Raw genomic sequence first — 12,667 nt, 5'->3', positions numbered from 1 at the left:
TGTCAGGTTTTCCAACCTTGTGGAATGCTTTGGTGAATGCAGTCTAAAAGTACGGATAAGCGCAGTGGTGGTCGTCCTGCTGGTGTATAGCAGTTAATGGAAATAGGCTCAGAAAGCCAACCTTCTAAGCAAGGTGTGATTCGCCCTGGGTGATGTTTCTCATAGCCGCATGCTGTCCAAGTCGGCAGCAGTCCAATACCATGACCATTCGCGATACTGTCTATTTGCATTGCTATGTTGTCGCTGTATAAGCGACTAACAAAGGGCTCTAAAAAGAACTCACCGTGTTGAGGGTGTGCTAGCATCAATCCATTTTCTTGCACTGAACCAAAATCGATCCATGGGTGTGCTTCAAGTTCTTTGGGGTGCGGTATAGGCCCATGTTGTTTTAGATAATTTGGAGAGGCAAAAGGCGTATAGCGAAATACCCCCAGCACTTCTTTTCGCCAGTCTAGCTCTTTACGTTCACCGAGCCAGATGAACAAATCTGGGTCATGATGCGCCTCAGAAAAGTCACTGGTAAGTTGAACTCTAACATCGGGATTATCAGCAAGAAAACGATTGAGTACGCCACCGAGCCAGCTTCTAACTAAGGCAGTGTGACAAACAATATGCAGTGGCCCTGAAACTTGGTTCGTTAAACCTTGCAGTGCATCATAACTCTCTTCGCTTAACTCAAGAATCTGGCGGCTGTAGTGGGCAAAGATCTCTCCAGCTCTTGTCAGAACTAATCGATTACCTTGCCTAGCGGTTAGAGCCTGACCGAAGTCTTCTTCTAATTGTGCCAAGCGACGACTTAGCGTTGATTTTGGCTGATTAAGGGCTTTAGCAGCGGCTGTCAAACTTTTATGCTGATTGAGCGCATCAAAGGCTCTAATTGATGCTAAGTCGTGCATATTTCTTTTACTCCTTACTGCGTTATGTACGAGTTCCATAAATGGAAAGAACCGTTCCATAACTCTCACTATGCATCTCATTCTATTTGTGAATAATTCACTTTCGAAAATAATAATCATTATCAATTATGGAGATGTAGATGTCTACTCTTAGACTGCCAGTTATTACCGCAACTGGTATTTTAGCCTTCGTCAGTGTCCCTCATGTTTTTGCCAATGATGCAGTTTCTAAAATGGAAACAGTGGTTGTAACTGCATCAAGCTACGAGCAATCTCAAGCGGACGCGCCTGCAAGTATTAGTGTGATTTCACGTGAGGAGTTGGACTCCCGTTATTACCGCGATGTGACTGATGCACTAAAAAGTGTGCCAGGTGTTGTCGTGACAGGTGGTGGTGATACTACCGACATTAGTATCCGTGGTATGGGTTCTAAATACACTTTGATACTGGTCGACGGTAAACGTCAAAGCACGCGTGAAACTCGTCCAAATAGTGACGGTCCTGGTATCGAACAAGGTTGGTTACCTCCTCTTCAAGCGATTGAGCGAATCGAAGTTATTCGTGGCCCAATGTCGACGCTTTACGGTTCTGATGCGATTGGTGGTGTGATTAACGTCATCACACGAAAAGATGCGCTAGAGTGGACGGGTAATGTTCAACTGGGCACGGTACTACAAGAGAATAGCCGCTCAGGTGGAGAGCAGAGCGCGAATTTTTTCGTTAATGGTCCGTTGGCTGAAAATTTATCTCTCCAAGTATATGGTCAGTACACAACCAGAGAAGAAGATGACATCGAATACGGTTATGAAGATAAAGATATGCAGAGTATCTCTTCAAAACTGACTTACCAGATTAATGATCGCCACTCGGTGCAATTAGAAGGTGGCACGTCGGCACAAAGTCGTCGTGGTAATGTGGGCCTTTCAGTGCCGACCACTGGGTGTCGTGGTGGGTGTGAAGACTCACTGAATGAATATCGTCGTAATTACGTAACGGTAAGCCACAACGGTGATTGGGATTCGATTGGCATTTCAGACACTTACTTACAGCGAGAAGAGAGCGAGAACAAATCTCGTGAGATGACGATCACCAACACCACGTTCAAATCGAGCTTGGTGACTGGTATCGGAAACCATACGTTGACGACGGGTGTGGACGCCACTCATGCAGAGCTTGAGGATTTCACCTCCAACAAAGCGTCATCGAAGACTGAAACATCGAATACGCAGTGGGCTGTTTTCATTGAAGATGAATGGAGAATCGCTGATCCGTTTAGCGTTACGCTTGGTGGTCGTCTAGATCATGACGAAAACTATGGCGCGCACTTTAGTCCACGTGTTTACGGTGTATGGCGAGTTGATCCGTCTTGGACGGTGAAAGGCGGTGTGGCAACAGGTTTCCGTTCTCCACAATTACGTGAAATTACTCCTGGCTGGGCGCAAGTCAGTGGTGGCGGTAATATCTACGGTAACCCAGATCTTGACCCTGAAACGTCGCTAAACAAAGAAATCAGCGTCTTGTATCAAGGTGATTCTGGCTTAGATGTCTCTTTGACAGCGTTCCATAACGAATTCAAAGACAAGATCACACGTGTTGTTTGTCCAGACACTATCTGTACTGATGGTCCAAACCAATGGGGCGCAGATCCAACGTACCGTATTAACGTGGATGAAGCCGTCACACAAGGTATTGAAGCGACCTTAGCATCGCCGTTAACGGAAACCATTTACCTTAGCTCGAGCTACACATTTACCGACTCAGAGCAAAAAACAGGTGAATACAAAGGCATGCCGCTGCAGCAGTTACCAAAGCATCTGTTTAATGTGGATGTGACTTGGCAAACGACAACAGATCTAGAGAGCTGGGCGAAAGTCACGTACCGAGGTAAAGAAATGGATCCGGTTACTGGCCCATCAAGAAACAGTATCGTAGAGCCAGCTTATACCTTTGTGGATGCCGGTGTGACATACCAGTTAACCGACAATACTCGTATTAAAGGCGCTATCTATAACTTGCTAGACGAGGAAATCAGTTACGAAGAATACGGATATATTGAAGATGGTCGTCGCTACTGGTTAGGTTTAGACGTCGCATTTTAATTATCTATCGTTGTAATAAGGTCGAGCATAGTCTCGACCTTTTTTAATCCTGCTTTACTTTGATTCAACAGGTGCGTTTGTCAGCCTGATCAGGTAGTATCTGTGACACGAAATTTTTGGTAGGGCGAAGGATAAATGCTAAAGGTTGCGATCAATGGATTTGGACGTATAGGTCGTAATGTTCTGCGAGCGGTGTATGAAAGTGGAAAACACCAGCAGATCAAGGTTGTGGCGGTTAACGAACTAGCACAGCCAGAGGCGATGGCACACCTACTGCAATATGACACCAGTCATGGTCGCTTTGGTAAAAAAATTTCCCATGACCAAGAACATTTGCATGTTCATCATGACAGCGGTGAATATGATTCCATTCGCATTCTCCACCTCTCCGAAATCGAATTACTTCCTTGGCGTGATTTAGAAGTTGATATTGTCTTGGATTGCACTGGCGTATTTGGTTCACAAGCGGATGGGCAAGCGCATATAGAAGCAGGCGCGAAGAAAGTACTGTTTTCGCACCCGGGCGCAAACGACCTAGATAATACGATTATCTATGGCGTGAACCACGAAACTCTGAAAGACGAGCACCGTGTTGTCTCCAATGGCTCTTGCACCACCAACTGTATCGTTCCCATCATTAAAGTATTAGACGAAGCCTTCGGCATAGAGTCTGGCACCATTACCACAATTCATTCGTCCATGAACGATCAACAAGTAATTGATGCGTATCATAACGACTTACGCCGTACGCGCGCTGCAAGCCAATCTATTATTCCGGTGGACACTAAGTTGCATAAGGGGATTGAAAGAATCTTCCCGAAATTTTCCAACAAATTCGAAGCAATTTCTGTTCGTGTTCCAACGGTTAACGTCACTGCAATGGATTTAAGTGTCACAATTAGTACAAATGTGAAAGTTAATGACGTAAATCAAACCATTGTTAACGCATCTCAGTGTACATTACGTAACATTGTTGACTATACTGAATCGCCACTCGTTTCCATCGACTTTAACCACGACCCCCATAGTGCGATTGTGGATGGAAGCCAGACTAGAGTGAGTAACGGGCAACTCGTAAAAATGCTCGTTTGGTGCGACAACGAATGGGGCTTTGCTAACCGGATGCTGGATACTGCCTTAGCAATGCAAGCTTCTTCGCAAGTGGAACAGTAATGACGAAGAAGTGATGGAGAATTTTTATTTCTAGCCTTGAAATAAATCCATAATATCTCCATATCTATAACCAGTTTGAAGAATTAACAGGCTTGGCAGGGTTGCCGAGTTTTCAAAAACTTTAATTATTAAATATTTGAGAGGACACATCATGTCTGTAATCAAGATGACTGACCTGGATCTTGCAGGTAAACGTGTATTTATCCGTGCTGACCTAAACGTGCCAGTAAAAGACGGTAAAGTAACTTCGGATGCACGTATCATCGCATCTCTTCCAACTATTAAGCACTGCCTAGAAGCAGGCGCTAAAGTAATGGTTACGTCTCACCTAGGTCGCCCAACTGAAGGTGAATACGCTGAAGAGTTCTCTCTACAACCAGTTGTTAATTACCTAAACGACGCACTAGATTGCGAAGTGAAGCTAGCAAAAGACTACCTAGATGGCCTAGAGCTAAATGCGGGTGAACTTGTTGTTCTTGAAAACGTTCGCTTCAACAAAGGCGAAAAGAAAAACGACGAAGAGCTATCTAAGAAATACGCAGCACTATGTGACGTATTCGTAATGGACGCATTCGGTACGGCTCACCGTGCTCAAGCATCTACTCACGGCGTTGGCATGCACGCAGACGTAGCATGTGCTGGTCCTCTACTAGCAAACGAACTAGAAGCGCTAGGCAAAGCAATGGACAAGCCAGCTCGTCCAATGGTTGCTATCGTAGGTGGTTCAAAAGTTTCTACTAAGCTAACTGTTCTTGAGTCTCTATCTAAAATCGCTGACCAACTCGTTGTTGGTGGTGGTATTGCTAACACATTCATCGCAGCTGCTGGCCACAACGTTGGTAAGTCTCTATACGAAGCAGACCTAGTTGAAACAGCTAAGAAGCTAATGGACGAGTGTGCAATTCCAGTAGCAACTGACGTTGCATGTGCGAAAGCATTTGACGAGAACGCAGAAGCTGAAATCAAGCACGTTTCTGAAGTACAAGACGACGACATGATCTTCGACCTTGGTCCAGATTCAACTGCTGAACTAGCTGAAATCCTTAAAAACGCTAAGACTATCCTATGGAATGGTCCAGTAGGCGTATTCGAATTCAAGAACTTCGAAGCTGGTACTAAAGGTATCTCTGAAGCTATCGCAGCTTCTGAAGGTTTCTCTGTTGCAGGTGGTGGTGACACGCTAGCGGCTATCGACAAGTTCGGTATCAAAGCGGATGTATCTTACATCTCTACTGGCGGCGGCGCTTTCCTTGAGTTCGTAGAAGGTAAAGTTCTTCCAGCAGTAGAAATGCTAGAAGCACGCGCTAAGTAATTAAAGCAAAGCGGGGGAGTGATTCTCCCGCTTTCTTGTTTGCTGCAACGTGTGAGGAACTCTGCTAGAATAGCCTCAGTTGTGAGCAAACGTTTGCAAGATTTTCAACTTAACAAGTTTTGTTTAAAAACGACAGATAAATAGGATTACATCCATGTCTAAGATCTTCGACTTCGTAAAACCAGGTGTTATCTCTGGCGATGACGTTCAGAAAGTATTTGAAGTTGCAAAAGAAAACAGCTTTGCACTTCCAGCAGTAAACTGTGTGGGTACTGACTCTGTAAACGCAGTACTTGAAGCAGCTGCAAAAGTTAAAGCTCCAGTTATCGTTCAGTTCTCTAACGGTGGCGCTGCTTTCTTTGCTGGTAAAGGTCTAAAACTTGAAGGTCAAGAAGCTCAAATCCTAGGTGCTGTTGCTGGTGCGAAATACGTTCACGCTGTAGCTGAAGCTTACGGTGTTCCAGTAATCCTACACACTGACCACGCAGCTAAGAAACTACTTCCTTGGATCGACGGTCTACTAGACGCTGGTGAAGAGTACTTCGCGCAAACTGGTAAGCCACTATTCTCTTCTCACATGATCGACCTTTCTGAAGAGTCTCTAGAAGAGAACATCGAAATTTCTGCTAAGTACCTAGAGCGCATGGCTAAAATGAACATGACTCTAGAAATCGAACTAGGTTGTACTGGTGGTGAAGAAGACGGCGTTGACAACTCTGATATGGATGCGTCTGAGCTATACACTTCTCCAGAAGACGTTGCATACGCATACGAGAAACTAAGCGCAATCAGCCACCGTTTCACTATCGCAGCATCTTTCGGTAACGTACACGGCGTATACAAGCCAGGTAACGTTGTACTAACTCCAACTATCCTACGTGATTCTCAAGCGCACGTTTCTGAGAAATTCGGTCTTCCAGCGAACTCTCTAAACTTCGTATTCCACGGTGGTTCAGGTTCTTCTCTAGAAGAAATCCGTGAATCTATCGGCTACGGTGTAATCAAAATGAACATCGATACTGATACACAGTGGGCTACTTGGGATGGTATCCGTAAGTTCGAAGCTGAAAACCACGATTACCTACAAGGTCAGATCGGTAACCCAACTGGTGAAGATGCACCAAACAAGAAGTACTACGATCCACGCGTATGGCTACGTGCAGGCCAAGCTTCAATGGTTACTCGTCTAGAGCAAGCATTTGCTGACCTTAACGCAGTTGACGTACTATAATCGTTACTGATTAAGTTACTTAAAAACCCGCTCAAAGAGCGGGTTTTTTTTATATCTATCATTTTCTTCCCCTCTGCTTTCTCCCGATATTTTTATGCGTTAGGTTGTATTTGCTAGTGAGATATCTCACCTTTAACGTTTTTTTTAAAGAAAACATGGGAATATCAGTCTTAAGAGTGGCGAAATCAGAGTGCATTGCGTAACCTGTAACAAGTCAGTGTCAGAAAGCTCTGATAAAGTCTTGTTTTGCATATCTTTGCGAAACTCTGACTTTGAAAAAAGTCAGAGTTGGGATATTGTGCCAAAAATCTGACACTGTTCAGTGGAGCAATAGGGATGTTGTTTTAGAAAAGAGCCTTTAAAAAACAAGGTTCATAAATTAACGGCAATTGGATTTATATCTCTTTATTTTTGAGGATAAGAATTATGGCAGGTGAATCGGTGGGTATCGATACCACTTTAACGGATGGTCTAACTCAGGCTGAAACTTGGCTGACAAACAATTCAGATCTACTGGTTCAGTACGGTGTGAACATTATCTCTGCGGTGCTTATTCTGTTTATCGGTAATCTTATCGTTAAGGCAGTCGCTGGTAGTGTTTCTAAAGTACTAGAAAAGAAAAACATGGATAAGGCCGTCGTTGAATTTATTCACGGTCTTGTTCGTTACTTGCTATTTGTAATCGTGCTAATCGCGGCTCTTGGTCGATTAGGAGTTCAAACCGCTTCTGTTGTTGCTGTGATTGGTGCGGCAGGTCTTGCTGTTGGTCTTGCACTACAAGGTTCACTATCAAACTTTGCAGCAGGCGTACTTATTGTTGCGTTCCGTCCATTCAAATCAGGCGACTACGTAGAAATCGGTGGTGTAGCGGGTAGTGTTGAAGCAATTCAAATCTTCCAAACAGTTCTAAAAACACCAGACAACAAAATGGTTGTTGTGCCTAACTCTTCAGTTATCGGCGGTGCCATTACTAACTACTCTCGCCATGCGACACGACGTGTCGACCTAGTGATTGGTGTTTCATACAAAGCAGACCTTAAACTAACCAAGAAAGTGATTCGTGAGACGCTAGAGAAAGATCCACGTATCTTGAAAGACCCAGATATCACAATTGGTGTACTTACGTTAGCAGACTCTTCAGTTAACTTTGTGGTTCGTCCATGGGTGAAAACTGCAGATTACTGGGGCGTATACTTTGATGCAATGCAAGGTATTAAAGAAGCATTGGATGAAAATGGTATCGAGATTCCATTCCCACAAATGGATGTTCACCTGAACAAAGTCGACGCTTAATCAAAAGCAGTCGATATTCAAAAGCGAGGCCAATAGGCCTCGCTTTTTTATATTTCGTAAAGGGTGTGATGACCAGCAAGTAAGAGGCGTTTTAGATGTTTACCTGCAAATCCAAATGTGAACTCAGGTAAGCCAGGCGTATAGAGCAACTCTTGATGTTGATAGAGATTGGTATCAACAATGATAGTGATGTATTCCGGTAAGCCTATTGGGCAAACCGCGCCGGGTACGCAACCTAACACTTCGACCATTTCATCGTCATTACAAATAGAGGGACGTTTACCTGTAATCGCTTTAATCTGCTTGGCATCGAGGCGCGAGTCCTTATCTGTCAGATAAACCGCGTAACCTTGTCCTTTGAGTGTTAAAAAGAGGCTTTTGGTATGCGTACCCGTCCAACCAAGCTCTCTCGCAATACGTATATCTGTCTCAAAGTCTAAGATGGCTTCGTGCTGCCATTCCCGAAAAGGAATAGAGAGCGCGTTGAATCGCTCTCTATTGTTGTTATAAATACGTTTTAGTGACTCCATGTCTTTGCTGCCTTACTACCTTATGATTACCAATACTTATCAATAAGCTCACTCGCTAAGATATACGCTATTGTGAACATCATCATTGCGATTGCAATGTCGATGGTTTTTTTCACTTTTGGTTTAGAGAGTGTTGGACCTAGTTTGGCGGCTCCTATCGATAAAGTGTAGAACCAAACAAAGGAAGCCATAATCGTACCTAGTGCAAAAGCAATGCGATCATGGCCTTCAAATTGTCCACCGATCGAACCTAGAATAACGACTGTATCTAAATATAAGTGCGGATTAAGCACAGTAACGGCTAACGCACCTAGAATAACCGTTCGACGACCTCGAGCTACGATCTCCCCTTTTGATTCCGATTCACTCTCTGGCTTAAAAGCACTTTTTAGTGAGAGCAGTCCATAGAAGCTCAAGAAAGCAATACCACCAAGTGTCACCGACGTCAGTAAGATTTCATTTTTAGACAGAATTGCACCACCACCAAAAATACCTAGAGAGATGAAAATCATATCTAGCACGCTACAAATAGTGGCGGTTGTTAGGTGGTGGTTACGCTTTATGCCTTGATTCAAAACATACGCATTTTGCGCGCCGATCGGAATGATCATTGATGCTCCTAAACCAAAACCTTGCAATAGAACCCACAAGCTCACACTTCACCTCACTTCAAAATAACAAATACATTTACAGAAAAGGGAAAGATAAAGCGTTTATCTAAATAAGTATAATTAATGATTTTAATCTTACATTAGATAGACTAATTTAACGGGAGGCGTTTGATCAAGAGTGAGAGGAAAGGTATGCGAGGGTTAGATTACAAATGGATTGAGGCATTAGACGCTATAGTTTATCAGGGTAGCTTTGAGCGTGCTGCCGAGCATTTATTTGTTTCTCAATCCGCCATTTCTCAACGTATCAAGCAGTTAGAGAAGTTTCTCGCGCAGCCTGTTTTAATTCGAAGCCAGCCACCTAAGCCAACGCCAATTGGTAAAAAATTGTTGGGTCTTTATCGGCGAGTACGCTTGCTAGAGCATGAAATTCTCCCCGAACTAAAAAATGATACCAGTACGCGACCTGTGCAACTCTCTTTAGCGACTAATGCAGATAGCCTTGCAACATGGCTACTGCCAGCGCTGAAAAATGTTATGAAGCAGCGTCAAGTTGAACTAAAACTGACTATCTATGGTGAATACCGCTCTATTGAAAAACTCAAAAGTGGCGAAGTGACAGGAGCGATCAGCTTGGAGTCCCAGCCAATCCCCGGATGCAGAGCAGACTATTTAGGTCGCATCGATTATGTTTGTGTCGCGAGCCCAGAGTTCTATCAGCGTTATTTTTCTAAAGGCGTAAATAATCAGACATTGGCAAAAGCACCGGCCGTTTCATATGACCAATATGATGATCTACATAAAACATTTCTTACCGAGCATTTTAACGTCAATCCTGACAGCGTTATTCATCACAACATCAGTAGTTCTGAAGCGTTTCTAAAAGTGGCGTTAGCTGGTGTTGCTTATTGCTTGATCCCCCGCTTGCAAATTACCGACGAATTAGACAGAGGTGTGTTGGTTGATGTGACTCCAGGTTTTTTAATGTCCCATCGGATTTATTGGCACCACTGGCAGTTAGAAACTGGGGTATTACAAGAAATCTCACACGCGATAGTCGGGTATGCGCAGGAGCATCTACCTCAATAAGTTTGTCAGAGCTGCATATCGTTAACTTAAGTGTGTTTTGTTTAAAAATTACGCCAATGTTACATAGTCAAAGTTGTGTTAGAAGTCACTATGGGTGCTTGGATAATCGGCGGAAGTTTCTATTATGAAACCACACGCTTTCTCAGCCATGATAGTGATGTTGGAATCTGAGATTAAGTACTTAATTTTGTATGGATGGATTTATTGAATGAAATTGTATTCATTTTTGCTGGCTTCAGCACTCAGCCTTACCAGTGCTTCAGTTTTGGCGAATACGCCAGAGTTTGCTCATGTTACGACAACGGGGTATGGCGAAGTGACGGCCACACCTGATATGGCTACGTTTTCTGTAAAAGTAGTCGATACGACAATGACGGCCGAACAAGCGAAATTGTCCGTAGATAAAACCGTTGAAGAGTTTCTAAAAAGCTTATCGGATGCCGGCTTGTCAAAAGACAATATTACTAGCTCGAATTTATACCTTGCTCCTCAGTACCATTACCCTAAATCAGGGAAAGCAGAACTTGTTGGGTATCGAGCATCTCGCAGTATTGATGTCACGGTGACGGATCTGAAAAACCTTAACCAATACCTAGATATGGCGTTAGAAGCGGGAATTAATCAGGTTGATAATATTCAACTTAAGGTAAGCAACCAAGCCGAGTATCAGCAAAAGGCACGAATGGCTGCGATTAAGGACGCAAGAGAAAAAGCAGGGTCATTAGCGACTGGTTTTGAGAAAAAGTTGGGCGATGTATGGCAGATCAATTACAGACAGATGCACGTTCAGCCTGTGTTAATGCGTTCAATGGCGATGGATAGTAAAGAAGGAGCGAATAGCTACCAAGATTCAACTATGATCATTCGCGATCAAGTCGATGTCATTTATAAGCTAAAGTAAGGCTTAGCAAACAGTAAAAAGCAAAAGGCAGGGAGTCATAACCCCTGCCTTTGTCGTTTCTGTTTCACTGTTTAGTGCAGGATACGAGCACGGATTGTGCCTTCAATGTTTTTGAGCTTTGTTAGAGCTTCTTCTGAGCGTTCAGTTTCAACGTCGATCACTACGTAGCCTATTTCAGCGGCTGTTTGTAGGTACTGCGCGGCAATGTTAATGCCTTCTTCAGCAAAGATGGTGTTGATCTGAGTTAGGATACCAGGACGGTTCTTGTGGATATGAAGCAGACGAGAACACTCACCACTGTGTTCTGGTAATGACACTTCAGGGAAGTTTACGCTTGAAAGTGTCGAGCCATTATCAGAGTACTTAGCCAGTTTACCCGCCACTTCTAAGCCGATATTCTCTTGCGCTTCTTGCGTTGAACCACCAACGTGTGGAGTGAGGATGACGTTATCGAATTTTTGTAAAGGAGACTCGAACGGGTCAGCATTCGTTTTTGGTTCAGTTGGGAATACATCAATTGCAGCGCCGGCAAGGTGACCAGCTTCTAAGCTATGGCAAAGTGCAGGAATATCCACAACGGTGCCACGTGCCGCGTTGATAAAGATGGAACCTGGTTTCATTCGAGCAAATTCAGCTTCACCCATCATGTTTTTCGTTTCCGGTGTTTCGGGAACGTGCAAAGAAATCACATCACATTTGTTCAATAGTTCACTCATGGTATGTACTTGCGTCGCATTACCAAGGGACAGTTTGTTCTCAATATCGTAGTAGTAAACGCGCATACCTAAGTTTTCGGCAATAATACCAAGCTGCGTACCAATGTGACCGTATCCGATAATGCCAAGGCACTTACCACGAGCTTCGTAAGAGTTGTCTGCACTTTTCTTCCAAATACCGCGATGTGCAAGTGCATTCTTTTCAGGAATACCACGCACTAGTAAAAGGATTTGCCCAAGTACAAGCTCTGCCACGCTTCGAGTGTTAGAGAATGGTGCATTAAAGACAGGAATACCGCGTTTTGCTGCTGCATCTAGGTTTACTTGGTTAGTACCAATACAAAAACAGCCAATTGCAACCAGCTTGTTCGCCGCATTGATTACCTCTTCGGATAGGTTCGTACGGGAGCGGATACCAATGAAGTGCACGTCTTTTACCGCTTCAATTAGTTCTTCTTCCGGAAGGGAACCTTTATGGTATTCAATGTTGGTATAACCAGCTGCTTGAAGAACTTCAACTGAAGAAGGGTGGAGTCCCTCTAACAAGAGGATCTTAATCTTTTCTTTTTCCAGTGAAACTTTGGCCATTTTTTCTCGTCCTTAAAATGGAAAGGTGGGCTAATGTGGCGCACATTGGGCAAAACTATTAAAAAGGGGATAATTAACAGTTTTGTAGGAAGACAAACGTTTCCCTGTGCGTCTTCTGTTCAATAAAGTAACAAAAAAAAATTGCTTTGGGTAAGAAAATTACGGAATAAGAGATAATTTTCTTATAGAAAGGAATAAAAAACGGTGCCTTGCAGCACCGTATGTAAT

General features: G+C 43.6%; 11 protein-coding genes. 7 read left to right on the top strand and 4 right to left on the bottom strand.

What is annotated here, in order from left to right:
- Positions 1–2 precede the first annotated feature (2 nt).
- Entirely contained in the window at positions 3–896 is an 894-nt protein-coding gene (locus tag R7035_RS10840) for a LysR family transcriptional regulator (protein WP_017633561.1), read from the bottom strand.
- Positions 897–1,036: 140 nt separating this feature from the next.
- On the opposite strand from R7035_RS10840, the gene R7035_RS10835 reads away from it, so the two are divergent.
- From R7035_RS10835 to mscS, 5 genes are all read left to right on the top strand, one after another.
- Entirely contained in the window at positions 1,037–2,995 is a 1,959-nt protein-coding gene (locus R7035_RS10835) for a ligand-gated channel protein (protein WP_054575406.1), read from the top strand.
- A gap of 135 nt (positions 2,996–3,130) precedes the next feature.
- The gene (epd, locus tag R7035_RS10830) at positions 3,131–4,168 is read left to right on the top strand and encodes an erythrose-4-phosphate dehydrogenase (protein WP_005384545.1); all 1,038 of its coding nucleotides are present in this window, start codon (positions 3,131–3,133) and stop codon (positions 4,166–4,168) included.
- 151 nt (positions 4,169–4,319) lie between these two features.
- Positions 4,320–5,480 (top strand): phosphoglycerate kinase, encoded by a 1,161-nt coding sequence (locus tag R7035_RS10825; RefSeq protein ID WP_005384547.1) that lies wholly within the window; start codon positions 4,320–4,322, stop codon positions 5,478–5,480.
- A gap of 154 nt (positions 5,481–5,634) precedes the next feature.
- Complete coding sequence (fbaA, locus tag R7035_RS10820; RefSeq protein WP_005380996.1) at positions 5,635–6,711, top strand: class II fructose-bisphosphate aldolase; 1,077 nt, start codon at positions 5,635–5,637, stop codon at positions 6,709–6,711.
- Positions 6,712–7,137: 426 nt separating this feature from the next.
- The gene (gene mscS, locus R7035_RS10815; RefSeq protein ID WP_005384548.1) at positions 7,138–8,004 is read left to right on the top strand and encodes a small-conductance mechanosensitive channel MscS; all 867 of its coding nucleotides are present in this window, start codon (positions 7,138–7,140) and stop codon (positions 8,002–8,004) included.
- A gap of 47 nt (positions 8,005–8,051) precedes the next feature.
- Here the strand turns inward: mscS and R7035_RS10810 are convergent, their stop codons facing one another.
- Positions 8,052–8,534 carry a YbaK/EbsC family protein gene (locus R7035_RS10810; protein WP_005380994.1) on the bottom strand — a complete coding sequence of 161 codons (483 nt, stop codon included), beginning with the start codon at positions 8,532–8,534 and terminating at the stop codon, positions 8,052–8,054.
- Between the two features lie 26 nt (positions 8,535–8,560).
- Complete coding sequence (locus tag R7035_RS10805; protein WP_213907433.1) at positions 8,561–9,190, bottom strand: LysE/ArgO family amino acid transporter; 630 nt, start codon at positions 9,188–9,190, stop codon at positions 8,561–8,563.
- A 147-nt stretch (positions 9,191–9,337) separates the two neighbouring features.
- On the opposite strand from R7035_RS10805, the gene R7035_RS10800 reads away from it, so the two are divergent.
- Complete coding sequence (locus R7035_RS10800) at positions 9,338–10,234, top strand: LysR family transcriptional regulator ArgP (RefSeq protein WP_132936935.1); 897 nt, start codon at positions 9,338–9,340, stop codon at positions 10,232–10,234.
- Between the two features lie 208 nt (positions 10,235–10,442).
- A complete protein-coding gene (locus R7035_RS10795) occupies positions 10,443–11,135 on the top strand; it encodes an oxidative stress defense protein (protein ID WP_005384550.1) in 693 nt (230 codons plus the stop codon).
- 71 nt (positions 11,136–11,206) lie between these two features.
- Here R7035_RS10795 and serA read toward each other — a convergent pair whose 3' ends face one another.
- Positions 11,207–12,439, bottom strand: a complete 1,233-nt coding sequence (gene serA / locus R7035_RS10790; protein WP_005384551.1) for a phosphoglycerate dehydrogenase — start codon at positions 12,437–12,439, stop codon at positions 11,207–11,209.
- Positions 12,440–12,667: the final 228 nt, after the last annotated feature.

It is taken from the genome of Vibrio sp. 1731, from assembly GCF_033339955.1.
Classification (GTDB): domain Bacteria; phylum Pseudomonadota; class Gammaproteobacteria; order Enterobacterales; family Vibrionaceae; genus Vibrio; species Vibrio alginolyticus.
This window is presented reverse-complemented; position numbering and strand designations above follow the sequence as displayed.

Excerpts from the sequence above, each read along its gene's own strand:
- R7035_RS10840 (WP_017633561.1), bottom strand. The coding sequence starts at position 896 with ATGCACGACTTAGCATCAATTAGAGCCTTTGATGCGCTCAATCAGCAT.
- R7035_RS10835 (WP_054575406.1), top strand. The coding sequence starts at position 1,037 with ATGTCTACTCTTAGACTGCCAGTTATTACCGCAACTGGTATTTTAGCC.
- epd (WP_005384545.1), top strand. The coding sequence starts at position 3,131 with ATGCTAAAGGTTGCGATCAATGGATTTGGACGTATAGGTCGTAATGTT.
- R7035_RS10825 (WP_005384547.1), top strand. The coding sequence starts at position 4,320 with ATGTCTGTAATCAAGATGACTGACCTGGATCTTGCAGGTAAACGTGTA.
- fbaA (WP_005380996.1), top strand. The coding sequence starts at position 5,635 with ATGTCTAAGATCTTCGACTTCGTAAAACCAGGTGTTATCTCTGGCGAT.
- mscS (WP_005384548.1), top strand. The coding sequence starts at position 7,138 with ATGGCAGGTGAATCGGTGGGTATCGATACCACTTTAACGGATGGTCTA.
- R7035_RS10810 (WP_005380994.1), bottom strand. The coding sequence starts at position 8,534 with ATGGAGTCACTAAAACGTATTTATAACAACAATAGAGAGCGATTCAAC.
- R7035_RS10800 (WP_132936935.1), top strand. The coding sequence starts at position 9,338 with ATGCGAGGGTTAGATTACAAATGGATTGAGGCATTAGACGCTATAGTT.
- R7035_RS10795 (WP_005384550.1), top strand. The coding sequence starts at position 10,443 with ATGAAATTGTATTCATTTTTGCTGGCTTCAGCACTCAGCCTTACCAGT.
- serA (WP_005384551.1), bottom strand. The coding sequence starts at position 12,439 with ATGGCCAAAGTTTCACTGGAAAAAGAAAAGATTAAGATCCTCTTGTTA.